22 protein-coding genes are annotated in these 25,143 nt (G+C 46.6%); 15 read left to right on the forward strand and 7 right to left on the reverse strand.

What is annotated here, in order from left to right; genetic code table 11:
- Positions 1-141 precede the first annotated feature (141 nt).
- From J4N43_RS05530 to dsrO, 5 genes are all read right to left on the reverse strand, one after another.
- On the reverse strand, positions 142-1,194 hold the full coding sequence (locus J4N43_RS05530) for a c-type cytochrome (RefSeq protein WP_158159713.1): 1,053 nt from the start codon (positions 1,192-1,194) through the stop codon (positions 142-144).
- An 8-nt stretch (positions 1,195-1,202) separates the two neighbouring features.
- Positions 1,203-1,766, reverse strand: a complete 564-nt coding sequence (locus J4N43_RS05535) for a c-type cytochrome (RefSeq protein WP_370687796.1) — start codon at positions 1,764-1,766, stop codon at positions 1,203-1,205.
- A 277-nt stretch (positions 1,767-2,043) separates the two neighbouring features.
- The gene (locus tag J4N43_RS05540; RefSeq protein WP_158159712.1) at positions 2,044-5,136 is read right to left on the reverse strand and encodes a tetrathionate reductase subunit A; all 3,093 of its coding nucleotides are present in this window, start codon (positions 5,134-5,136) and stop codon (positions 2,044-2,046) included.
- A gap of 17 nt (positions 5,137-5,153) precedes the next feature.
- Entirely contained in the window at positions 5,154-6,284 is a 1,131-nt protein-coding gene (gene nrfD, locus J4N43_RS05545; RefSeq protein ID WP_033905724.1) for an NrfD/PsrC family molybdoenzyme membrane anchor subunit, read from the reverse strand.
- A complete protein-coding gene (gene dsrO / locus J4N43_RS05550; protein ID WP_158159711.1) occupies positions 6,281-7,048 on the reverse strand; it encodes a sulfate reduction electron transfer complex DsrMKJOP subunit DsrO in 768 nt (255 codons plus the stop codon). Before dsrO ends, nrfD begins: the two co-directional genes overlap by 4 nt.
- A 178-nt stretch (positions 7,049-7,226) precedes the next feature.
- Between dsrO and J4N43_RS05555 the strand changes: the two genes are divergently transcribed.
- The 14 genes from J4N43_RS05555 to J4N43_RS05620 all read left to right on the forward strand — a co-directional run bounded on the left by J4N43_RS05555 (position 7,227) and on the right by J4N43_RS05620 (position 21,310).
- Positions 7,227-9,059 (forward strand): sensor histidine kinase, encoded by a 1,833-nt coding sequence (locus J4N43_RS05555; protein ID WP_053349634.1) that lies wholly within the window; start codon positions 7,227-7,229, stop codon positions 9,057-9,059.
- Positions 9,060-9,084: 25 nt separating this feature from the next.
- A complete protein-coding gene (locus J4N43_RS05560) occupies positions 9,085-9,687 on the forward strand; it encodes a response regulator transcription factor (RefSeq protein ID WP_017633878.1) in 603 nt (200 codons plus the stop codon).
- 102 nt (positions 9,688-9,789) lie between these two features.
- Entirely contained in the window at positions 9,790-10,188 is a 399-nt protein-coding gene (locus tag J4N43_RS05565; RefSeq protein WP_005376702.1) for a hypothetical protein, read from the forward strand.
- A gap of 64 nt (positions 10,189-10,252) precedes the next feature.
- Positions 10,253-12,364 (forward strand): protein-disulfide reductase DsbD family protein, encoded by a 2,112-nt coding sequence (locus tag J4N43_RS05570; RefSeq protein ID WP_053349635.1) that lies wholly within the window; start codon positions 10,253-10,255, stop codon positions 12,362-12,364.
- Positions 12,361-12,876, forward strand: a complete 516-nt coding sequence (locus J4N43_RS05575) for a protein disulfide oxidoreductase (RefSeq protein WP_053349636.1) — start codon at positions 12,361-12,363, stop codon at positions 12,874-12,876. The genes J4N43_RS05570 and J4N43_RS05575 overlap by 4 nt, the downstream gene beginning before the upstream one ends.
- 161 nt (positions 12,877-13,037) lie before the next feature.
- Positions 13,038-13,670, forward strand: coding sequence for a class I SAM-dependent DNA methyltransferase (locus tag J4N43_RS05580; RefSeq protein ID WP_053349637.1), 633 nt, complete (start codon positions 13,038-13,040; stop codon positions 13,668-13,670).
- A 25-nt stretch (positions 13,671-13,695) separates the two neighbouring features.
- Positions 13,696-14,451, forward strand: a complete 756-nt coding sequence (locus J4N43_RS05585) for a class I SAM-dependent methyltransferase (protein ID WP_053349638.1) — start codon at positions 13,696-13,698, stop codon at positions 14,449-14,451.
- 19 nt (positions 14,452-14,470) lie between these two features.
- Positions 14,471-14,896: a GNAT family N-acetyltransferase gene (locus J4N43_RS05590; RefSeq protein ID WP_053349639.1), complete on the forward strand. Its 426-nt coding sequence runs from the start codon at positions 14,471-14,473 to the stop codon at positions 14,894-14,896.
- Between the two features lie 3 nt (positions 14,897-14,899).
- Positions 14,900-15,460, forward strand: a complete 561-nt coding sequence (locus J4N43_RS05595; RefSeq protein ID WP_081051339.1) for a GNAT family N-acetyltransferase — start codon at positions 14,900-14,902, stop codon at positions 15,458-15,460.
- A 228-nt stretch (positions 15,461-15,688) separates the two neighbouring features.
- A complete protein-coding gene (locus J4N43_RS05600; protein ID WP_005376722.1) occupies positions 15,689-16,822 on the forward strand; it encodes an efflux RND transporter periplasmic adaptor subunit in 1,134 nt (377 codons plus the stop codon).
- The gene (locus tag J4N43_RS05605) at positions 16,815-18,086 is read left to right on the forward strand and encodes a TolC family protein (protein WP_053349640.1); all 1,272 of its coding nucleotides are present in this window, start codon (positions 16,815-16,817) and stop codon (positions 18,084-18,086) included. The genes J4N43_RS05600 and J4N43_RS05605 overlap by 8 nt, the downstream gene beginning before the upstream one ends.
- Positions 18,083-19,297, forward strand: a complete 1,215-nt coding sequence (locus tag J4N43_RS05610; protein WP_158159710.1) for an ABC transporter permease — start codon at positions 18,083-18,085, stop codon at positions 19,295-19,297. Before J4N43_RS05605 ends, J4N43_RS05610 begins: the two co-directional genes overlap by 4 nt.
- A gap of 2 nt (positions 19,298-19,299) precedes the next feature.
- Entirely contained in the window at positions 19,300-20,583 is a 1,284-nt protein-coding gene (locus tag J4N43_RS05615; protein WP_053349642.1) for an ABC transporter permease, read from the forward strand.
- Positions 20,584-20,605: 22 nt separating this feature from the next.
- Positions 20,606-21,310 carry an ABC transporter ATP-binding protein gene (locus J4N43_RS05620; RefSeq protein WP_025767247.1) on the forward strand — a complete coding sequence of 235 codons (705 nt, stop codon included), beginning with the start codon at positions 20,606-20,608 and terminating at the stop codon, positions 21,308-21,310.
- Positions 21,311-21,375: 65 nt separating this feature from the next.
- Here the strand turns inward: J4N43_RS05620 and J4N43_RS05625 are convergent, their stop codons facing one another.
- Entirely contained in the window at positions 21,376-22,059 is a 684-nt protein-coding gene (locus tag J4N43_RS05625; RefSeq protein ID WP_053349643.1) for a hypothetical protein, read from the reverse strand.
- Positions 22,060-22,134: 75 nt separating this feature from the next.
- The gene (locus tag J4N43_RS05630; protein WP_005376731.1) at positions 22,135-23,052 is read right to left on the reverse strand and encodes a leukocidin family pore-forming toxin; all 918 of its coding nucleotides are present in this window, start codon (positions 23,050-23,052) and stop codon (positions 22,135-22,137) included.
- 1,101 nt (positions 23,053-24,153) lie between these two features.
- On the opposite strand from J4N43_RS05630, the gene J4N43_RS05635 reads away from it, so the two are divergent.
- Positions 24,154-25,128, forward strand: a complete 975-nt coding sequence (locus J4N43_RS05635) for a DUF1852 domain-containing protein (protein ID WP_005376733.1) — start codon at positions 24,154-24,156, stop codon at positions 25,126-25,128.
- The last annotated feature ends 15 nt before the right edge of the window (positions 25,129-25,143 follow it).

The following is a 25,143-nucleotide window of genomic DNA, read 5'->3' on the forward strand; positions in this document are numbered from 1 at the left end:
GATGAGTATGTTGGAAGCCGAAAATAATGTGATATTGCTTGTCTGTGGAGGGGTAATTACTTGTTTTTAAGGGTAAGTAATCCTGCCCAGATAATCTGAGCAGGGAAAAAGAGCATTTTATTTAAAGTGGTTAGTTGTACTTTATTTGACCGTTCCGCTCTTAAAGGCATTGGCCCCGACTTGCGTACCGTTGAGCGTTTTGCCGTAATAGCCTTGGTGCTGGTGATATTTCTCCGCGTTTGCGGTGACATTGCCTTTGAATCGAGGATCTTGTGGACGCTCATGGCTGTTGACGTATGCTGCGACATCCCAAGCTTCTTGCTCTGTCAGCTGCACACTTTTCCCAAGCGGCATGTTTTCGTAAATAAAATAGGCTGCAGTGTTAATCCGGTGCATACCTGCGCCCCAGTTATACGCATATTCGCCCCAAAGTGGTGGAATGTATGAATGGTCGTTGGTGTCTTTGATGCCTGAACCGTCGGCGCGATGGCAAGTTTCACAGTTCTTTTCGTAGACCAATGCGCCTCGCTCTATTGATGGTTCTTGCTCAGGGGCGGCGATTTTTGGGTAGCCACGCCCAGAGAGATTACCTCGCTTTTCAACTGGTAATGCTTGTGCGATGGCTTCGGGCAACGGAAAGTCTTTTGCTTTTCCACCAATTTGCAACGCTTTTGCGTCTAGCTCTGGAATGGGTTCATCCGCCATACCATGTTTGTCAAGCAAACCGCCCATCGCTAACCAGTAGGCGTAAGCACTAAGGGCAACAATTTCTGGCGAATCGTAAGCGGGCGCTTTACCGTTCATGGAATACTCGAAACAACCCTGGATACGGTCAGCATAGCTGTTTACGCGATCGTTTTTCTTACGATATGCCGGGTATGCCATGTAAGCTGCCCACAGTGGCGCAGCGTTTGCTTTTCGTCCTGCCTCCATATGGCAGTTCACACAGTTTTGTTCGTTGCCAACGTATTTTCCGCGCATTTGTTGTGAGTTAACAAAGAGCGAGTAACCGCGTTTTACTTGCTCACCAAATGCGGTGTTTGGGATTGTGCTGAGATCACGCGGTTTTAAGTATTCACCGTGCTTTTCTTTTTCTATCGCAGGTAGCTCTTTCTGGCGGTCCGGTAACAGATCGTTAGCTAATACGAGCGTAGAAATGAAAGGCAGTGCGAACAAAGAATAGAAACGTTTCATGACTGCTCCTAGTAACGTAATGAGGCAAAGTAGTAAGCAAGATTTTCGATCTCTTTGTCAGTGAGATTTTTTGCGATGGTCCCCATCATATTGAGCGGGTCGCCACTGCGAGTGCCGTTTTTCCATGCCATCAATTGCGTTTTTAAGTAATCAGCATGTTGGCTTGCGAGGCGAGGGAACTTGTCGACGCCCATACCGCTGGCTCCATGACAAGTCGCGCAAGCTGGAATATTTCGATCCCAATCGCCTTGGAAAATTAACTTACGATACGGGTTACGAATATCAGCTTGGTCGCCGCGTTGTTCTGGATTCGTGAACTCATAGCTCGGGAGGTTAGCAAAGTACTCCATAACTTCCTTACGGTCTGCGGGATCGCTGAGTTCCTTCGCCATGCCTTGCATGACCACATTTTGGCGTTCGCCACTAAGGAATAATTCGATTTGAGTGTTGAGATAATTCGCGTTTAAACCAGCGATCATCGGCGCGATATTTGGCTGTCCCATGCCATCTTGGCCGTGACAACCGCTACATACGCTGGCTTTTTCCGGAATAGACGAGGCGCTTGCGCCCATAGTGGTTGCTAACAAACAGGCCACCACCACTGGAAGAATTTTTGACATGCTGACTCACTTTAATTTTTATTAATATGTCTAAGTGCTACTTGGTAGTCACTCGGACGATATTGTCGGCCTTGTCAATAATGAAAGGTATTGTGGATTTCCACATATTTAATAAGTGTAAATGGCCGTATTTGTTTTTATTGGTTGTTCTATAAGCGATAAAAACAAAGTGGTGAAGAGCTGCACAAATCGGCAGCTCTAAGTGGTAGAGACGTCTTAACGTGCGGCGTTACGCTTTGCGGATTTTGGCCGGCAAGGACTGACGTGCCGCCGCGCCCACTACCCAATCCAACAATACACCTTTACCTTCTCGGGTAGGATCAATTAAGCCAATGTCGTTAATGTTGACGCCATCTTGGCTGCGCGTTTTTACGGGTTGTTGTTTATCGCCGATCCAGTGCGAGCGTTGTCCTAGCTCGGTATGACCAAACCCATGTTCAAATCCGAGTGTGCCAGGGCGAATTCCGCTGACTATCATCGCAAGTGCTTTGGTGCTTGCAGATGGTGTCTCAATAACAAACTCATCACCTGTTTTAATGCCTGCGCGCTCGGCATCGATTGGATGGATGTACACTGGGTTTACGCCTTTAATCGAGTTCAACCTTGGCGATAGATTGGATACCGCACTGTGAATGTTGGATTTAAAGTTCGTCAGGCTGAATGGCCATTCTGAGCTTGGGAACTGTTCTTCCATTGGTGTGCCATCGGCCAGCTTTTGTGGATGCCATGTTGGGCAACCCGTGTAGAAATCACCGGTCATGGTGTTTCTTGCGCTGCCGACACGTTCATTCCATATCGCGACAGGTCGTGTCCATTTATGCTTCATTTGCTCACCTTGATACGCTTCGGTTGCATTTTCAAAACGTCCACCGCGAGCAAAAATAAACGCCACACGTTTCATCTCATCCGCTGTCAGCGTCTTCTGCATGGCTGGCATTAAACGCTCTAGGCCGGACCACGCAATGTCTTCTGCCGAAACTTCAGGTACCCCGCCTTTCACATAAGCCAAGTTTGCCGCGGAACGTAAGTAGAAATCTTCAGCGCTGTGGAGGGCGTGCCAATTCCCTTGCGCATCTTGAATCGCGTTGTCACCAAAGCCGCCTAGTTGCATTTTCTTGGCGACATCAATCAAAAAGTTTTCTAAGCAAATTGAACGACCATCGGCGGTTTTCTCTGTTCGCGCTCCCACAATCGGCCAGCGAGCGGTGACGGTTTTCACCGGAACGTCGTGCCAAGGCGTTGCCATTCCCCAGCTTTCGTAGGTGACCGTGTCCGGCACAATATAGTCCGACAATGCGGTGGTTTCGTTAATGAACGCATCAACAGACACAATCAAACCGAGCTGCTTTGGATCTTTAAGCTTGTATTCCAGCAGCGTTTTCAAACCGGGTACACCATACATTGGGTTCGCCATGTGGTTGATCCACGCTTTTACGCGGTATGGATACCCATCAATAGCCGCAGATAGGTGCTCTGTCAGCAGTGGCGCGGCAAACGGATACCAAGGGGCGCGAGTTGGGTAAGGTGATTCACCTGCCTCAACGCGACGTTTGTATTCGCTGGTTTTGTGGTAGGGGAATTTACTGCGCGACAAAAAGACGCCTTTCGGGCCGACTTTGCCAGTAAATTTGGTGAAGTCGTAACGAGGACCCGCAGCGGAAGTTGGGTAGCCACCCGCTTTGGCCATCGCGCCGCCTTTCATATTTATGTTACCAATCAACGCATTGAGCATCATGATGGTAAACGAGTTATAGAACCCATTGGTGTGCATGTTGCCACCGTGGGTATCGACCACCGCTTTTGTTCCGTGACTGGTGAAGCGCTTTGCTAGTTCAACAATTTGTTCGACAGGGATTTCACATTGTTGGCTGTAGAACGCAAGGCTGTATTTGAACGCCTCTTCTTTGAGTCTTTGTAGAGACGATTTTACGCGCACTTCGCCCGATGCAAGCGAAACCGTTTTATCGACAAACAGTGCCGCTTCCTCAGCTTGGGTATGAACACCAAATTCGCTGCTTTGCTCATCCACGATGACGTACGGGTCGGAGTCAGACAACGCTTCGCCCTCAAATGGCAGGTTCAGATCAGATGCGCGTAAAAACGTGCCGTTTCTCGGGTGCTGCTCATCGCTGATTACCAAGTGCGTGGCATTACACCAGTGCGCGGTGCCGGCTCGCTTCATCGCGTTTGCCCCCGGCTGCGCCAAGAAGGTTTTGTTGTAGCGTTGGTTTTCGATGATCCACTGGACCATGCCAAGCACGAGGGCAGAATCGGTACCCGGTTTGATTGGTATCCAGCGGTTGTTGTCACCAGCGGCCAAGCTCGATGAACCCGCAGGCAAACTTGGCGTGATGATGGTGTATTCCAAGCTACCTTCTGTTCGCGCATTGGCGAGTTGGCGCGCCTGGCGCTTAAAAGGGTTGCCAGCTTGCGCAGGCGACATACCGATGAAGATGATGTATTCCGCATTATCAAAGTCTGGCTTCAAATGTGCGTTCTTATCTAAGTCGTTCATAAATGCGCCGCTGCCAGCACGAAATGCGTAGCCGCAGTAAGAGCCGTGATGCCCAAAGTTACGTGTACCATAGCTGTTGAACGCGAAGCGTTTGAATATGTCGTCTCGGCCTTCGTTACCGGCGTTGGTCATTAACAATTGGTTGGCTTTCGGTCCATATTCTGGGTTTTCAGGATCAACGGGTGTTGTTAAATCGCGAATGTCGCGTAAGCCATCAACATGGCCTTCACCAAATAAATCACCACCTTCAACGACTTCTTTTATCAATTGCTCGTAGCTGATCGGAATCCATTTTCCTTCGCCGCGTTTGCCAACTCGTTTCAGTGGCTGAGTAATGCGGTACGGGCTGTTGCGAATTTCTAGCATCCCATTGCCACGTGCGCATGCTGTTGAACGACCGTCAAGGCCCGCTTCTCCTGTCAAACTTAAATAAGCATCTTTGACTGGCGTTTCGAACGGAATGTGTTGCTGATGAGAGAGTGGGTGATATGGGTTGCCAGTAATACGCAAAATCTCGTCGCTGCGGTTATCAATGCGTACACGCAATCCGCACAGTGACCAACAACCAAAACACATTGATGGCGCAACGCGCTGATTTGGATTCGGGATTAGGTTGCCTTTGCTGTTGACCGTGTACTCTGGTTCAAGCGAGTTACCGTGGTGAATATCACGCGTTTTTTCTCCCGCAGTGCCTTCGAGCGCACCCTCGACCATGTGTTTGGTGGTGGTGGCGTAACCCGCAGCGAATACGCCAAGCCCACTCACTGCAATGCCTGATTTCAAAAACTGACGGCGTTTGTTATCCATGATGAAATCCCCTTTGATTAGCGTTCAGTTAAGGTGAGTGATGAGGCTTTTACTTCGATCTTTTGTTTTGGCTGAACCAGCTCCGAACCGAGCAGTGCCAGTGCAAGCCATAATCCGAGCATGCCGATAATGCCTATCCAGCCATTTCCATCCATAGTGAGTTGGTATGGATACAGCCCTGCATCGAACTTGGCGATGATTTGCACTTCCATGATGGTAAACCAGCGAATCAGCCATGCACTTGCCAGTGCGGCAGCAGACACAAAACTGAGCCCTATGACGTGACGAAATCTGGCTGATGCGGACTTTTGGGTATCGCGCAAGAAGATGAAAGCGAGCAAAACACAACCTAAAACGACAAAAGTGAGCAGGGCAATGTTGTGCATCCACTGTTCGCTAGAATAGAGCGAAAATGCGGAATTGTTGGATGCCCAAATCGGTAGCAGTATCAGCGTTAATACACCGCTGGTAACCACTGATTTTTTAAGTAAATTAGTATCGCCAGATGTCAGTGTCTTTGACTGACTAGGCAGCAAGAGCCAAATCAACAGAGAAAATCCGACCGCGCTCATAAATGCAGTGACAAACCAAAGAACCGGCGACGCGGGTTGGTGCCATAAAGAGCGCGATTTAACGACTGCAATTTCAGCGCCTGTGTAGACTGCAATGGTGATGCCTGATAGCACCGTGATAACAGATACCATAAGCATGACTCTACGAGAGAGCGCCCAGTCATCCAGTGACAGCTTTGAAATTAGAGGCAGTACTTTCCCTGGCTGATTACGTAAGTTGATCAGATCCTCGCGGAGATACAGCCATGCAGTCACTACCGCTAAACCTGAGAAAACAGGCAGGAACAGCGAGCCTAGAGACATCCATGACCACGGCGTGATGTGCGCGTAAAAATGCCAAGCTCGTCCCGGCTGGTGAAGGTCGCCAGTTAACGCCAACGGGCCTACGATAGCGCCGATGGCCATCGTTAGCACCAGCGCGGCGCGTAACCGATGACTGGTGTGTTGCTCAAATAACAGTGCGATTAGGAACAAAATAGCGGCAGCGTAAGCAGAACCGATGTAAAAGAAGTACTGCACCGCCCACGGGAGCCAAGCCATTGCTTGAGGTTGGACTAACACTTCGGTGATGTTCATGCGCGCTCTCCTTGTGGGTCGTAAATAGCTGGCTGCCCGTCGATGTGGCTGGTGAAGCGTTCATCCATGCCGATGTAAAACACATGCGGCTTGGTCTCTTCATTGGGCTTTAGCACTTTGATATCGTCTTGGTGCTTCGCAATTAAGCGGCGGACTTCACTTGATGGATCATTCAAATCACCAATTACACGTGCTCCGCCAACACAGGTTTCCACGCAGGCAGGCAATAGACCTTTTTCTAGACGGTGAGCACAGAAGGTACATTTATCTGCGGTGAGGGTGTCTTCATTGATAAAGCGAGCATCGTAAGGGCAAGCTTGTACACAATACGCACACGCTACGCAGCGACTGTTATCCACCATGACAATACCATCTTCGCGCTGAAAGGTTGCTTGAACCGGACACACTGCCACGCAAGGTGGGTTGTCGCAGTGGTTACAAAGGCGCGGTAGCATAAAGGCTTTTGCTTCTCGCGTGGCTGTAGAGCCATCATCTAACGTAACTTCGTATTGCTTTACGGTGGTTCGGAATTGACCAATTGGCGCTTGGTTTTCAATGCTGCAACCTACGGTGCACGCTTGGCATCCGACACATTTACGCAAATCTATCACCATGGCATAACGCTTGCCGATTTGTCCTTTTCGGTCAGCGGACTGGTTATTTCGAATAATGTTTCCCGCAGTTGCCGTGCCAATGCCTGCGACTGGAATTAACGCGGCTCCGGCTGTGACCGCGCTGAGAAAGCGACGTTTGGTGGAATCCATAACTCACCTGCTTTTTTGTTGTATTTGAATTGACTGATTCCATTGTGAGAAATGCACTGCGAGGCTTATATTGTGGATTTCCACATATCCAGATCAAACTTGATCTAAAACAAATGTGGTTTAGGGAAGGTAGCTGTTATTCTTGTCGTACTCTCTTGACGGAACGATTCGACTCATCATGAAAAAAGCACTGTGGCTTCAGCTTTGGATTCTTTGCTTAGTTGCCTTTGCATCTTTGACTCAGGGCGCAGTTTCTGAACAAGCAGATCTGCAAGGAATGCAAGAGCAAAAAGCAGAGCAGCCACGGGCCAAGCAAAAAGTCGAAGTGGGCGTGTTAGCGATACGCGGCCATCTTTATGCTGAGCAGAGATGGCAACCGACCATTGATTGGCTCAATCAGCAAATTTCCGATGTGCATTTTGTCCTTCATCCCCTTAACTTGGATGAAATGGGCGAAGCGGTGAAGTTTCAGACCATGGATTTCATCTTAACCAACCCAGGTCAGGCAGTGCGATTGGGCAGGCAATACGCGCTGTCGTGGATGGCAACGCTAACCAGCAGAGCCCCACAAAACTCGAATTATGGCATTGGTTCGGCGCTTGTGGTTCGAGCCAATTCAAGTTATCAAACGGTGCAAGATGTCTCAGGACGTCCCGTTGCGGCGGTATCAGAAAAAGCGTTTGGTGGTTATCTAACGATGCGCTATCAAATAGTCAAAATGGGGCTTAATCCAAACGATTTCTTTTCTGATGTCCGCTATCTTGGTTTTCCTATTGATGCCAACCTGTATCAATTACGTGATGGTAATGTGGAAGCGGCCGTCGTCCCTGCTTGTTTATTGGAACAGATGCTAAGTGAAGGGCTTTTACAGCAAGGGGATTTTCGAGTCCTAAATCAACAGCCAAATGAACATTCTTCGTGCGCTGTTTCTACGCCGTTATATCCAAACTGGTCATTTGCCAAAACAGAGCGCGGCTCTGCTCAGATCGCCAAACAGATTGCGCAAGAATTGTTAGCGATGCCACCTGAACACCCTGCGGTTATTGCGGCAGGCGCATCAGGTTGGACGTCCCCCGTCAGCTTGCTGAGCATCGACAAACTTTATCAGGCGTTGGATCTCCATCCGTTGCAACAACCTTGGTGGAGTGAGGCACTGCGCTGGCTGCGTAGTCATCAAGAATGGGCGTGGGCGCTGTTCATGTTTGTGATTGTGTTGAACGCGTACCACTTTTGGCTTGAGTATCGATTTAGCAAGAGTAAGCAAGCGTTGGAGCAGACATCGTTACGATTAAAAGAGAAAAGTGAACAGTTAGAACATTCACAAAGGGTCGCGATTGTCGGAGAAATCGGCACTAGTCTTGCCCATGAACTCAATCAGCCACTGGCAGCCATTCGCAACTATAGTGAAGGCGGTTTACTTCGCTTGGCCAAAAAGCGCCCTCATGAAGATATTGTCCCTGTGCTTGAGAAAATACAGGGCCAAGTTGAAAGAGCCGATGCAATTATTCAGCGATTAAGAACGTTGATTCGCAAGCGCAGTGTCGACAAAACGTCGTGCGATCTTCAAGTACTCATTGATGACACGATTGAGTTACTCCATTTTCGGATGCAGAAGCAAAACATTTCTATTGTGGCCAGTACAGAAGGGAACATTCGTCCGTTACTTGTCGATGCAGTTGGCGTACAACAGGTTTTAGTTAATGTGATCAGCAACGCGATTGATGCGTGTACTTTGTTCCAAGAGAAATATCACTCATCAGGTTATCAAGGTAAAATTGCCCTGCATTGCGATTACCAAATCAGTCAACTCTCTATTCGAGTGTTAGACAATGGTACAGGGTTGCAGCAAGAGAATCCGACTCAAGCGTTTGTGAGTAGCAAAGAAGAAGGGCTTGGGCTAGGGTTAGCCATTTGTCGCGATGTGATGGAAATGCATGGTGGCGAGTTTGTCATCAGCTCGACAGCACCACATGGTTGTTTGGTTGAGCTTGTGTTTCCATATCAAAACTAATCTGAACTAGGCATAGGAGCATTCAATGAGCAGCGGTGAAAAGCAGCTACCTGTTTTTGTAGTCGATGATGATGAATCGGTGCGTGACTCGCTCGCTTTTATGCTGGAAGAGCATGACTTCAACGTGACGACTTTTGCTGATGGGCAATCTTTTCTCGATAAAGTGAACATTCATCAGGCCGGATGCGTGATCCTTGATAGCCGAATGCCCAACCTTCGTGGTCAGCAAGTACACCAAGTTTTAAATCAAGCCAACAGCCCGTTGGCCGTTATTTATCTGACAGGGCATGGTGATGTTCCGATGGCGGTCGATGCATTGCAAGCTGGGGCGGTCAATTTCTTCCAAAAACCAGTCAAAGGCGATGAACTGGCACGAGCCATTTTGCAGGGACAGGCGCAGTCTGCCACAAACCTCGATATGGCAGCAGCTAAATCGGCTTATGAATCGCTCACACCTAGAGAAAAAGACATTTTACGTTTGATCATTGAAGGAAAACGCAACATTCGTATTGCTGACGAACTTTGCATAGCAATGCGAACGGTTGAAGTACACCGAGCCAATCTATTGAAGAAGTTCTCGGCAAAAACCGTCGCAGAGTTGGCATATATTTATGGCAGGCTAGATTAAAGCTTAGCGAGTGAAGCCTCTTAAGGTTATTTAGAGGATACAACTTGAGCTTTATGACGACTCGCGTATTATCTTCTTCGTTCTTACTTTATCTGAATTCTTATGAGTTTGTTGACTAAACGACATCACACGCCACATAAGCGGGCAAAATGGCTACTGGCGATTATTGGCTGGGTGGTCGTTGTGTGTCTGATGCAAAATTCAGGCTTTGCATCGTCATGCTCTATGAAATATGAGACGGAATCGCCTGCGGTTTCACTTGCTGATGAGCGTTCGAGCGTCAAGTCGATTGATACTAAAGAAACCAGCAAGTGCGAATTGTCTGAAAAGTTAATTCAGTTTTCTCAACATCAACTCGATGTATTTATTGTTGTTCTGTTTGTGGGTCTTTTTGCTTCGGCAATTTGGTTGTGCAGTGCCTATATTGGTGCGCAACATTGGACCGAACCGATAGGCCGTAAGTATCGAGTCCATCTGACTTTCTGTGTGTTCCGAGAATAAAAGCGTGCTTTCTGACCACTAGCGTCAGTTATTTAGCACCTTTGTCTTTTAACTAGGAATCACTATGAATCAAATTACTAAACTGACTCAGTTTGCGTTCATGTTTTTTATGACGCTTGCTTTGAGTTTGCTCTCTCTGAGTATTTCAGCTCAAACTACTGATACAGGTTGGCTAACCAACCCACAACATCCTCCAGTGCAAACGCGCTTTGTGCTCACTGGTCAACAAGATCCGCAAGCCAAAACAATTACTGGTTATCTGGACGTCAAGTTGGCTGGGGACTGGAAAACTTACTGGCGTTCACCTGGTGAGGGCGGCGTAGCACCATCTATTGATTGGCAAAATTCACAAAATTTATCCAATGTGGATTGGCAATGGCCGCACCCACAAAAATTCGAACTATTAGGTATCGAGACTCTTGGGTATAAAGGCGACACTTTGTTCCCCATGACGCTGCACGTCGAAGACATGTCCAAACCTGTCACGATTGATGCGGTACTGACACTTTCTTCTTGTACGACGATTTGTGTGCTGACCGACTATCAAATTCAATTGACGTTCTTGCCTTCTGATCTAAAAGTCGATGAAGACGTGATGTTCAGTTACGCTCAAGCAGTGAGTAACGTGCCGCAGCCATCGCCGTTTATTGATGTTACTCAGGCGAGTTGGGATGCGAACCAATCGAAACTACAAATCAAGCTACAGAACAGTCAGGGTTGGCAACAACCACAAGTGCTGGTGGATGGTGTCGATGAAGCAACGCGAGACTATAGCTTCAAGCTTGAAGGAATGCATCCAGAAGGAAACATCGTCACCGCGAGCTATATCGTTGATACTTGGCTGGGCGATGTGGAGTTAGATGGTCAGTCGCTGTTTGTGACCATCAAAGACACCAATTTACTAGCAGAAGAAACCACTCAAGCAACTGCTGAGGCAATAGTTGAACCGCTGCCGAGCACGTCTCTAACGAGTGTTTTTCTATTCGCGTTGCTCGGCGGTTTAATTCTTAACATTATGCCTTGCGTTCTTCCGGTTTTGGGGATGAAGCTAAGTAGTATTGTTGCCGCTCAAGGTATCGAGCGTCGTCAAATTCGCGCTCAGTTTGTTGCCTCGTCACTTGGTATATTAACGTCGTTCTGGATTCTCGCTGGTTTTATTTTGGTGCTCAAGCTAACAGGTAATGCCATTGGTTGGGGCGTGCAATTTCAAAGCCCCTGGTTCTTAGGTTTGATGGTGTTGGTCACCACTTTGTTTGGGGCCAATATGCTGGGGCTGTTTGAAGTCCGTCTATCATCGGGTACCAATACATGGCTGGCCTCGAAAGGTGACAACTCGTTAGCTGGACACTATGTGCAAGGGATGTTTGCAACCTTGCTTGCTACGCCGTGTTCTGCGCCTTTCCTAGGAACGGCCGTGGCGTTTGCTTTGGGTGCCGATGTGGTTACGCTGTTTGCTATTTTCACCGCCTTAGCGTTGGGGATGGCGTTGCCTTGGATTATGGTGGCAATTTTCCCAAGTATTGCGCTTAAATTGCCGAAGCCGGGTCAGTGGATGAACGTGGTCAAAAACGTATTTGGTGTGATGATGTTGGCCACCAGCGTTTGGCTACTGTCTTTGATGGCCAATCACCTCCCAGTGTTTTGGGTCATTTTCGCCGGTTTAGTCGCGTTTATTGTTCTGATGATTCGCGTTAAACGCGTTCATGGCGATAAAGCACTCGTGCTATCCGGCTCTGCATCGCTTATCTTAATTGCTGGCGGGCTGCTACTTGGTAGTATCACTGCCGACCAATGGGCGACACCGCTTCCTGAGGACTTAGCGTGGCAGAAGCTTTCTAACTCGGCGATAGAACAGCACGTCAATAATGGGCGAGTGGTGTTTGTGGATGTCACTGCGGATTGGTGTGTCACGTGTAAAGCGAACAAGATCGGCGTGATCTGGCAAGATCCTGTCTACTCATTGCTGCAAAGCCCTAATGTGGCGACGTTAAAAGGGGATTGGACACATCCGGACGGCTCGGTAACGGACTTTTTACGAGCTCATGGGCGTTACGGTGTGCCGTTTAACATCGTCTATGGCCCGGCGGCGCCACAAGGTATCCCGTTACCTGTTATTCTGACTGATGATGTTGTTTTAAGCGCGGTGAAACAAGCGAGTGGGGGAACCATTCAATGAGTTCGACAAAGCAGCGTAGAACATTCCGATATTGGCTCGTTCAAATCGTACAGATGGTGCTCATTGTCACCGCGATTTCTATCGCGATGGATTGGTATCGCACCAAAGATATTCCTAAACAGGAGGCTCCACCATTGAGCTCCGTATTGAGCGATGGTGAATACTTCGATGCAATCGCGCAAAGTTATGAACAACCTGTCGTTGTTTATTTTTGGGCGACTTGGTGTCCCGCTTGTAAATTTGTAAGCCCAAGCGTGAGTTGGCTGAGTGATGACTACACCGTAGTTGGCGTTTCTGGATCGTCGGGACCGAATAAGCGTGTGGCGCAGTTTATGAGGGCAAAAGAATATCGTTTCGAAAACATAAACGATCCTTCAAGCGATATTATGCGCGAATGGAAAATTAGCGTGACCCCAACCATTTATGTTTTAAGAAATGGTGAAATTTCCTCCGTCACAACTGGCGTTACTACTCCGATAGGAATATTAGCGAGAATTTGGTTAGCTCGATAACGCAATAAAAATCCGATATTCAAAATATAGAGTATCGGATTTTTTTGTTGTCCTAAACAACCAGTCTGTCACATACCATAAAGAACTAGTTAACCAATAAGTGTCTAGATGCTTATTGCGTGCTACATTCGAGCATCGTTCTGGTTATCAAGGAGGAAACGATGAATGTAGCAAAAATGTATGATGATGTGTCGGATCGCTATCAAAAGTTGGTGGATGACAGTCACTACGTCGGTCCACGTTGGATTTCTGAGAAGTTAAAAACCTTTCCCATCGAGCAAGGCTCGGTTCTCGACCTAGCCTGTGCGACTGGCAGTATCGGTCATGTCGTAAAAAGTCACTATCCAGAACTCGCCATCCATGGCTTAGACATCTCGTCCAAAATGGTTGATAAAGCGCGCCAAACTAGCCTCTATCAAAGTGTCGCGGTTCATAATCTCGATGAGCCATTTTCCCCTTTGTTTGAGCAAACCTTCGACCTTATCACCGCACTTGGTTTTACTGAGTTTCTAGCAAAGCCTCAACAACTTCTGGAGTGCATTTCGCATAAGCTAACTGCGAATGGACGATGTTTTATCAGCTTTCAATACCACGATCCGGATGGACAAGATTTGCCTCGAAATACTTATAGTGGATCGGTCGTGCATAAGGCATATACCGAAAGTGAAGTTGAGCAACTCTGTCAGCAAGCTGGGTTGGAAGTGGTTTCACTAGAAAACGTGATTGGTTACGTATCTGGTGTTGGTTATGTGTGTCGATACTTGATGCTAGAGCTGAAAAAGTCACACCGCTGAAATAAGTAACAAACAAGGATTGTTTTTGAAAACACAAGATTTAACCGAGTTCGGGTCTGGAATTGAATATGATGCTCAATACGACCAGCATTACCATCACGACATTGCTTTCATCACAAGGTTAACCGAAGAAACCAATGCTCGAAGTGTATTGGATGTCTGTTGTGGTTCCGGTATTGTCACGATTCCAGTCTCTGAGCAACTCAACGAAGCCATTGGCATTGATATTTCTGAAGGGATGCTCAAACACGCAAAGGACAAAGCCAAAAGCAGGAGTAACTTGCGTTTTCTTCATCTCGACGCAACCCAGTTTTCGTTAGGTAAGAAGTTTGACCTAGCCATAATGACAGGGAATGCATTCCAAGCCTTTTTAAGTGACGAGATGCTAGCAGGTGCACTGAGCTCAATATCAAGACACCTCGAAAAAGGTGGGCGATTTGTTTTCGATACGCGGTTACCAACGCCAGAAAATCTAGAATTGGATCATGAGATGGCGCTGTGGCAAACCTATGTTTCTCCAACCTATGGTGAAGTGAATTATTTCGGTATGAAGGCCGAGTATGACTTGCAAACGTCCATCATGTATTTGAACAAAGAGCGCCATTTTGAAAGTGGAACGATTGAGCATTCCAGCATTGATTTAAAATATCGTCCGCTAGAAGACATAGAGGGTTTCCTTGAACAAGCGGGATTCAGAATCATAGAGAAGTACCAATCTTGGTCAGCGCAAGTATTTGAGGCGAATGCCAACTCGCTTGTCTGTGTGGCTGAGAAAATATAAATCAATGTTGAGGGATACAATGCAAGGATTTCGAATTACTATGTCGTTAGATGACATGGATTTAGACGTTATCTACCAGTTCATTTCAAACAGTTATTGGGGAAAGGGTATTCCAAGAGAACGCTTTGAGAAGTCATTGCGCCATTCGTTCTGTTTCGCGGTTTTGGATGATGAAAATCAACTCGTTGCTTTTGCTCGGTTAATTACCGATCGTACCACGTTTGCGTACCTTGCCGATGTGTTTGTTGTGGAGGTACACCGTGGTAAAGGCATCAGTAAGTTGTTGATATCAGAAATTGTTGCTCATCCAGAACTACAAGGTTTACGCCGTATGATGCTTGCAACCCGCGATGCTCACGGGTTGTACGAACAGTTTGGGTTCACTCCTATTGCTCCAGTAGAAAACTTCATGCAAATCTGGAAACCGAATGTTTATCAGAGCTAAATCATGATGAGAGTTGAATCTCAACAAGTGGCAATCAGATACCTCAAAACAACAGACGCTGCTCCCCTGTTTGAAAACTATTTAGGCGATGAGAAAGCATGCCGCTTCCTCAATCGCCAAGTCCACCAAAATGTTAATCAAACCCTTGAAGCTATCGAAAGATGGCGTGCTCAATATGATCAAAAGTCTCCCAATCTATTAGTCTTCGCTATTGAAGAACTCACTTCTCAAACTCCTATTGGTTGTCTGGTGCTGATACCTGAGCAAGACAGCAGTGAAATCCATTTTGGTATTTCTGCTCGCTATCGGGGAAAAGGCTATGCAACCCAAGCCTGCAAACTTGGCGTTGTCTACCTGCAAAGCTTGGGTATAACGCGCATTCGCACCGCCCCGCATATTGGCAACCACGCGAGTATCCGTGTGTTGGAGAAATGCGGCTTTATCAGCCAAAGCATTTTAAAAGCGCATGCAGTTTTTCCTGCTCTAGGACGTGAGGCGCAAGACTGTATGGATATTCGATTGGAGGATATCGAACAGCGCCATTTTGCACATTGTTCAGAATGAAATTGATAGCGGTTGAAACGAGCGGTTACAGAGCTTGTCAGTCGCCATCGTAGACAGCGTCTTCGCTGAATGATTCCTCGAGATTTTTTTAGTCTTTGATTGTCAGAGGTGACTGACAAAACCATACCAACTGTGACAACCAAACCGCTATTAAAGCAGGATATTATTCCTTCAACTTTGTGTTTTAGGAGTAGTCATTAGACTACCCAATAATTGTTGGAATAAATAATGACGAAACGTTGGCTTGTCTCCGCTGTGAGCATCGCGCTGCTCGGCGGTGGTACGTATTTCTATCTCCAATCTGCTGCTCAACCAGAATTGCTGCCTACATTGATTGTGGAAAAAGGCACGATTGAAAAACAAGCGGTGGCTGTTGGTAAAATTGTCCCTGCACACTCTGTGTCTATCAAGTCACAAATCGACGGTATTGTCGGTGAAATTTACGCGAAAGTTGGTGAAAAGGTGAAGCAAGGCCAGCCGCTGATCAAAGTGCGTCCAAACCCAACACCCCAAGCATTAACGGATGCATCGGCAGAACTCATGCGTAGCGAAGCCGATCTGGAATCCGCCAAACAAAAACTGTCCAACTTAGAAAGCTTGGTCAAGCAGGACATTATTCCAAGTAACTACGACGAATACGTAAGTGCGCGCTCGGCAGTCAAATCTGCGCAAGCGGACGTATTGCAAAAGCGCCAGAATCTCGAACTCATCCGCAGTGGTGAGGCGTCTATCGGCGATGCGCGTTTAACGTCGACGATCTACGCGCCAATTGATGGCACAGTACTCAACCAGAAAGTAGAGGTCGGAGAGCCGATCATCTCGACTCAATCAAGCCAAGCCGCGACTGAAATGATGTCATTGGCCGACATGAACAGTCTGATTTTTAAAGGTAGCGTCAGTGAGCATGATGCTGCGCAGTTGTCTCCGGGAATGCCCGTTATGTTGACGGTTGCGCCTTATCCTGATGTGGCGATTTCTGGTGTGCTAACCAAAGTGGCGATTCAATCTGAGAACCTTAACTCACCAGAGGGCAATGCTTCGGCAAAAAGTTTTGATAACGGTTTTGAGGTTGAAGTGGGAGAACTCAAGATCCCACAAGATGTGTTGCTTCGTTCTGGTTTTTCATCGACGGCTCAAATCATTCTGAAGAAGTCTGAAAACGTGCTCACTCTACCGGAGCGCGCTCTGCAATTTGATGGTGACGCACCGAATGTTCTGATCCCCGACAGCTCAGAACAAGGGTTTCATAAACAACCTGTGAAACTCGGTCTGTCAGATGGCATCAATGTCGAAGTGCTTGACGGCGTGGAGCTTGATGAAGAGGTTATCGACAACAGCATGATGGGAGCGGCGCATGGTTAAGCTGCAACGATCAACAATCGCCTTTGCATTGTTGGCTGCCACGCTCAGTTTGCCGACCTACGCAATTTCTATTGAACAAGCTTGGCAACAAGCAAAGCAGAATGATCCTAATTACGAAAAAGCGAAAATCGGTGTCCAGCTTGGCGAGGTTGGCGTACAGAGTAGCCGCAGTGCGTTATTGCCGGGTTTAAGTGCCAGTGCGTCAGCGGATTGGAATGAGTCCTCAAGCCATTCCAACAGTTACGGCGCGACCTTATCTCAAACTATTTGGGATAGCAGTTTGTGGTCGGAACTGGATCAAGCGAATGCCAATTATCTCAAAGCACAGTTAGAGCTATCTCAATCGCATAACGAGCTTGCGCAGAAGTTGCTCACCGCTTACCTAGATGTGGCAAGCGCACAGGGCGACCTCAAATTGGCGCAGTCCAAGCTGGAGGAGGGGAAGGAACTTCTCAACATCATTGAGAAACGCTATCGAGCAGGCAAAGTGAAGTCGGTTGATGTTGAAGAGATGCGAGCGAATCAAGTCTCTGAGCAAGCAAGTATCCTCAATGCAAAAGCCGATCTCGAAGTGAAAAAAGCAGAGCTTGCGGCGTTAATCAATCAAATGCCGGAGAGTGTCGACCAAATTCGAACGGATTCTTTGATTCAGCCGCCGATGCTGGTGGACTCTCAGGAGCAATGGCTAAAACTGGCGAAAGACAGCAGTCCAGAGCTGTTGGTGGCGGCGCAGATGGTGAAAGCGAGCGAGTTCGCGAAAGATTCAGCTAAAGGTGGATACTACCCGACCGTCAAAGGCAGTGTGGGCTACAGCGATGGTGACAATCGTTCAAACGGCGAGTTTAACGCTGGGATTAGTTTGAGTTTGCCGATTGACCTCAATGGTGCAGTGCGAGCGAAAGTGGACGAAGCATCGTTGAACATTTTAAGCGCCAAGCAAGATATGCGTAGAGTGGAAATTGATATTCAGAAACGAGTTATTCAGCAGTTTACTCAGGTCGATATCAACTGGAATCAAGTTTTGATAGCGAACGAGCTGGTTGAGTCGCGCGCCAGAGTGTTGCAAAGCAAAGAGAAACTTTACGACGCTGGTCTGCTTGAAGTGTCGGAAGTTATCAGTGCACACAACAGCTTGTTTGAGGCGAAAAACAGTCTGCAAACCAACTTGTACAGCTACTGGCGTAAGATAATCGGCTTACTGCAAACCGCAGGGAAACTCGATGACGATACCATGGCGTTGATCTCTCGAGCTTTTCATTCATGAGCAGTCTATTGCAACAAACTTGGCAAACGTTGATGGCGCACCGCATGAAGAGCGTGCTGGCCATTATCGCGATTGCTTGGGGCGTGATCTCTGTGGTGGTGTTAATCGCACTTGGCGAAGGCTTTTATCGCCATCAGACCCAGTCGTTTTCCTTTATGATCAACAATGTGCAAGTGGTGTTTCCGTCGAGTACCAGTAAACCGTGGCAAGGGTTAGCTTCAAGACGACAAATTGATATTCCACAAGAAAAAGTCGACATGATCAAACAGTCGGGCTTCGTGCAACAGGCGTCGAGCGTTTACGCCAAATGGGATGCGAATATCACCAATCTCAAAGGACAGAACTTATCGAGTACGGTCAGCGGTATTGATACGTCTTACTTTCCTTTAATGCAACGCAAGCTGCAATCTGGTTCGAGAAACCTGTCACCAAGTGATATGAAAAACCACACTCGCGTGGCAGTGTTAGGCGATCAAATTGCGCAAATGGGCGGAATCCAAATCGGGGATAGGCTCAAAGTCAACGGCATTCCGTTTTTGGTGATTGGGATAACCGTTGGTGAGGACACTGGCATTTCATTCGGCGATAGCCGCACGGTTTTCATTCCTCAAACAACGTACCGCGATTTGTGGGATGCGAAACCTTGGATGGTATTGATGAAGCCGAGAGATGGGATGGATGCACCGTCGTTTCGACCAAATATCGTGAACTTTTTCGCCAAGCAGCTTCATTTTGACCCAAGTGATAAAGATGCGGTCGAATTACCCGATTTTAGTGAAGGTGCGGCGGTCATCAGTGGAATTTTGCGTGGCATTCAGATTTTTCTCGGAGCGAGCGGCGCGATGACCATGGCGGTCGGTGCGCTTGGCGTTGCCAACATCATGTTTTTATCTGTCACGGAGCGCACGCGTGAAATCGGTGTGCGTTTGGCGATCGGGGCGACTCAAAAATCCATACTCAGTCAGTTAATTCTTGAAGGGCTTATTTTGGTAGCTGTGGGCACGGCATTAGGTCTGATGTTTTCGTATGCAGTGGTGTCTGTCCTAAGCAGCATGGCATTACCGGAATGGATTGGTTTGCCTGTGATCACGCCAGATTCCATTGCTTGGTCTTTACTTGTGACACTTATCTTGGCATTGATGGCATCGTATTTCCCAGCAAGGCGAGCATCGCGTCTCACGCCAGTCATTGCTTTGAGTGCGAGGGCCTAGTCATGTTGTTACCGTTGAGACAAATTTTCCAAGAAATGGCCGCAGAAAAGCTGAGACTGGGTTTGACCATTCTGGCAGTAGCGTGGGCGACCCTCTGTATCGCTGCTATGTTGGCGGTAGGTGAGGGTATTCGTCAGGGCGTATTGAAAACCGCACAAAATGGTAACGGCAACTTGATCTATTTGACCGGAGGGATGGCCACCGTCGACCACGGTGCTTTTCACCAAGGTAAATTTCTGACGTTAAAAATGGACGATTCAGAGATCGTTCGAGCATTACCCGATGTAAAAAGCGTTGCGCCAACTGCGAAGTGGAAAGAGCGCATCACCGTTGGTGACAGAAGCTCATGGCAAGAACCGTTAGCGGTCACGAGCGAGTTTCAATCCATGACCCATTTGGTGCCTATGGCGGGGGGGCGATGGTTAAATCCACTCGATCAAAAAGAGACGCGCAAAGTCGTTGTACTGGGTTATGAACTGGCAGCCGACTTATTCAACCCGAATGAGGACTTTAGTTGGTTTGCGACAGTCACATTGCAAGTCAACCCTGTGGGGAAAAAGGTAAAAATCGGCAATGAGGAGTTCACCGTTGTGGGCGTATTGGAGAAAAACAGCGCTCAAATAGAGCTGGGGGATCTTATCAACTATTCCAGCTTTGTGCCGTTAGCGACGTGGAAGCGATTTCATGTCAACGGTGAAATTGGTGGCATCAATGTGCAACCACAAGCCGATGTAGACCGAGAAGCCTTAGCAAAGATGATCAGGCAAGTGATTGCCCGTAAACACGGGGCAAGTGTCAGTGATGAACAGGTCGTCCAAGTCGATGATATGTTCCTTAAGCAAAAGAGTATGCAGCAGTTTCTGATAGGTTTGCAGAGTTTCCTTGGCATTATCGGCTTCGTGACGTTAGCTGTTGCTGGTGTTGGCATCGCCAATGTGATGTATGCCACCGTAAAGCGATCTACGCGTGATATCGGTGTGCGCATGGCAGTCGGTGCAACCCCAACGGCTATTCGCATGCACTATTTAGTACAGTCTTTATTGACAATGATGATGGGGGGGGCGTTTGGGTTAGCCGTGACGTACGCGCTGGTGTCTGCCATCAGTTCCATTCCTTTAGAGGGCAATGCTTTTTATGAACAACTGGGTAAACCTGTCCCTGAGTTGTCGTGGGTCGTTGTCGCGATTGTCATCCTCACCTTAGTGATCATTGGTGTGGCATCTGCATGGTTACCTGCAAACCGAGCCGCAAAAGTCAGCCCGTTGGAGGCGCTACAAAGTGAATAACAACAATAACTCTGGAAAGAACATGTCGAACAAGCCGCTTGTTGAGCTGACCAACATCTGTAAATACTACTCAAGCGGGGAGGCGGAAGTTCGCGCGCTAGACGGCGTTGACTTAACCATTAATCAAGGCGAGTTTCTTTCGATTCTTGGCCCGTCCGGTTCAGGCAAATCAACGTTGATGAACATGCTCGGCTGTTTAGACAAGCCCACCGATGGCAAGTACCAACTTGGCGGCCAAAACGTCGCAAGTTTAAGTGCGAATGAGCTGGCTGGCATTCGTAACCAAAAGATCGGATTTGTCTTCCAAAGCTTTAACTTATTGGAATACGCGACGGCGCTTGATAACGTGGCACTGCCGTTGGTTTACTCTGGTATCAAAGCCAAAGAACGTCGCCAGCGCGCAGCTAAATTGCTAGAGCAAGTCGGGCTAGGGGATCGTTTAGACCATAAACCAAACCAGCTTTCTGGTGGTCAAAAACAGAGGGTCGCGATTGCAAGAGCCTTGGTCAACGATCCGCAAATCATCTTAGCAGATGAACCAACGGGTGCATTGGATTCAAAATCCGGCGCAGAGATTGAAGCCTTGTTCAACCAACTCCACGCCGAAGGTAGAACGCTGATCATCGTGACGCACGATAACGCTCTGGCAGAGCGCACTAAACGCATCATCACCATCAAAGACGGCAAGGTGATTTCGGATAGGGTGCCGGTAAGTAGGGAGAAATGAGCTTTTCTTAATTGAGAACTGAGTTTTAAGGGAAATAGCGATACAGAGGCTATCTCCCTTTACTTTTATTCGCGATGTTCGTTTTGTCTCTCTTTTATCAAGTCATGCTTTTGTTCTTTAAGTAGAGTGATTGCGAGCTTAGTGTCCTCAATCAATTTACTGTTATCGTTGAGATCTTTGCTCTTCAAAGGCAAAACTAGATAATGAATGCTGCCATCTGCATTCTGTACTCCGGTAGCGATGATGACATCACCTTCAGACGCCGTACCAAAATACTCTGATACGACTTTGGTTTCGCTGACACCGTAGCTATCCAAATAGGATGACTCCGTATTGTCAAACAAGATAGGAACCCCTTGCTTAGCTAATGTTCGCAATTGTTTTTGCTTTTTCTCGTCGAATGGATAGTCGGTCGTACTGATGTAACTTACCTGTTCAGCTTCAATAAAATCGTACAGTTCATTGCTCAGTTCACTTAATGGGGCAGATATCCAAGGTGTAGCTGGAATGACGTCGGAAGTATCATCATTGCGACTTAGTGGTGTTGGAGCGGTAACAACCTCTTGAGCAGCATTGCTCTCAGGAGGCGTTACACTTATTGTCGCAGCGTCTTCTGTCTTGATTTGCTCGTCAAGGCTTGCAACAGGTTCGGTCTGGGCATTCTTGTTATTTGAATTAATCAGAAATATGGCGAGTACTGCACCAAGTGCTAGCGCCGATCCAGTCAAGAGTTTTTTGTTACTTGTCATGTGTCATGTCTTACCGTTTATTTCATTAGTAAATGCGGCGGCCACTTATTTATTCCGTGGCCGCAGGCTAATAAGTTAGTGGTAGAGATCGTCATTCCAAGAGATAGTTACGGCTCGGCTAGTCTCTGTCCATTGACTGCTATCACGATTTTTCTTCCAGGTATTTTCTGGTGTGGTATACCAGCTACACCAGTCGCGACCAAAGTAGTAATTGGTTTTTCGCCAACCAGCAACCAGCTTGACCTCTGATGTATCTAGGCCATCTTGAATGTCATTTTTTCTATATACGACGCCGACTTGTGGTTTAAAATCTGAACGCATAACGACAGGTAACTCATTGTAATCTATCAAATTACCCATGTCACAACTGGTCCAACGATATAATAACCAGTCTTTAGCTGGCGTATTATGGCGGATAGTCTTGTTTTCAATTAACCAATTAATGCTTTCGTTAGCTTGGTTAAAATCGGCGACCGTTTGAAACTCGGGCTGGTCGTACGTTACACGGTTGCTCCAGGAGATTCCCCCACTAATATTTGGAGAAGTAGAAGCACTGAATCCAAGGTTAAAATCTAGAGACTCACTGACAGATGCCGTTGCAATGGTGTTTTCTGGAGCATGGCTCATGTGGCGTAAAGGGGCGCCATTTAAATAGCTCAGTGCCAGCTTAAAAGCCGTTGGAACGGTGTAACGGTAATCTCCCCCAGTAGCAAAACCATAGATTTGTTCTTTGTTTGGAACATTAGTCATGTCGAAGCCAGAACCGCCATTTAGGATCAACTTGGCTTCTTTAGCGCCATTTGGTAGCAAAGATTGGTTCCAGACATTTTCTAAAGAATAAATTAAGCGGATTTTTTTCGAGCGTGCATCACCATCATCAAGCTGAAGCAATGTCGAAGTGTAAGATTTCAATGTATCTTCAGCATGTGCTGGTGCTAAAGAACCAAGTAAAGCGAGTGCGATAATACTCGCGGAAAGATGCTGTTTTTCCATTATTTTTTCCTATTAGTCAGCCCATAAAGACTTTTGTTTTAAACCATCTTGATGGGCACTTTATAATTATGGACAGGTTATAAATTCAAGCTCAATAAATGAGCGGTGAAATAGTGCATCTTGTTTTTTATTAAAAAAAGAAAAAGGATAGATTCGTGGGATTAATGTCTCATAGTTTTTAAATTCACCACTCAACTATAATAAATAAGAATTTGGTTATTAAGTCTTGTCTTTTTAAGTTATTGCTTAATTTTAATTTTCTAATGTTGTGTTGAGATTTTCTATTGATAAAAGTGAATTTTATAAATGTTAGCCATGTTATTTTTAGGGTTTTTGTTATACCAAATTAAGTAAAGTATCGTTATGTGGTTATCTCGGGTTTATGGGTTTAATTCAAATTAAAACAGTGGCTTATGTTTTTTTTGTTATTATTTTTTTAGAGCTTAATGTAATAGTTTAGTGATAAAGTCCGTCAATGAAGTTGCCATGTTCGTGTATGAAGTTATATGTGCTTTTACAGCAGGAAATTAAACTTTACGTTTAAGATGGTAAAGATAGAAAAAGAAATAAATAAGATTATTAAATAATCATGTTTCGAGAATATAAAATGTAACGTACTTCTAATTAAACGAATGCTTGAATAAACGATGGAGTGTGAAAAGTGCTATTTAAGTTACGCTGCCCTATATTCCAGTTGGTGCCTTGTTCATACAATGCGTTTTCTCGGCTTAAACTGGTTTACGTACTGCTAATCTCTTATCCGTTTCTTAATTACACATATTGGCAATATGCTCGCCAAGTTACGTGTATTGGTGTCAATGAAAAACAGTATCTACGATAGCTCTCTCAGGGTTGGAACTGCCACTATGAATTTCCTTCATGTTCAATGTGAAACAATACCAATATTACTCAACTCGTGAAGCAAGTATAAAAAAAGGACTGCTCTGGTGTTAGGCACTGCGACGGTCGTTTTTTGTACGAACCGTTCGTCGTAAGTACTGTGCAACCTAACGATTGGGAAAACCAAAAAACAAAAAATGTCCCCATGCACAGAGTTAGGAAAAGTCTGCTTTATCTAAGGAAATAGGATACCAACTCACGATGAATAACGATTTCACATTTGCTATCAAAAGCATTCGCTTTGATGAGAATTACCAACCATCAGACAACACGCGAATCACTACCAACTTTGCTAATCTGGCTCGCGGAAACTACCGCCGAGAGAATCTGCGCAATGCGCTCCGAATGATCGATAATCGTTTTAATGCGTTGGCATATTGGGATAACGCGCAAGGTGACCGCTACTCAGTTGAACTTGAAATCATCTCTGTTGATATGGATATCCAAGGTAGTGGAGAAGCATTCCCATCGATTGAAGTGCTCAAAACTAACATTGTTGACCACAACACTAACGAGCGTATCGAAGGCATTGTGGGCAACAACTTCTCTTCATACGTGCGTGATTACGACTTTAGCGTTTTGCTGTTGGACCACAACAAAAACCAGCCACAGTTCAGTATCCCAGCGAACTTCGGTGATTTGCATGGCAAACTGTTCAAAGCTTTCGTTAATTCTGAGTCTTACAAACAGCATTTCAAAAAGCTGCCAGTGATTTGTCTGAGCGTATCGGACAACAAGGTATATCGACGCACCGAAAACCAACATCCTGTTTTGGGCTTTGAGTATCAGCCGAACGAATCTTCGTTGACGGAGCAGTACTTCAAAAAGATGGGCTTACAGGTGCGCTACTTTATGCCGCCAAACAGTGTTGCACCATTGGCATTCTACTTCTTCGGTGACTTGTTGAACGATTATTCAAACCTAGAGCTTATCAGTACGATTAGCACGATGGAGACATTCCAGAAGATTTACCGACCTGAGATTTACAATGCCAACGCGGTTGCCGGTAATTGCTACCAGCCAAACTTAAAAAACCTAGACCACTCGCTAACTCAAATCGTTTACGACCGAGAAGAGCGCAGCCAACTGGCGATTGAACAAGGGAAATTTGCCGAGGAGCATTTCATCAAACCTTATCAATCTGTGCTTGAACAATGGTCTGCAAGCTGCGCGTAATCGATAACGAGAATC

It is taken from the genome of Vibrio sp. SCSIO 43009 (genome assembly GCF_023716525.1).
Taxonomy (GTDB): Bacteria; Pseudomonadota; Gammaproteobacteria; order Enterobacterales; family Vibrionaceae; genus Vibrio; species Vibrio alginolyticus.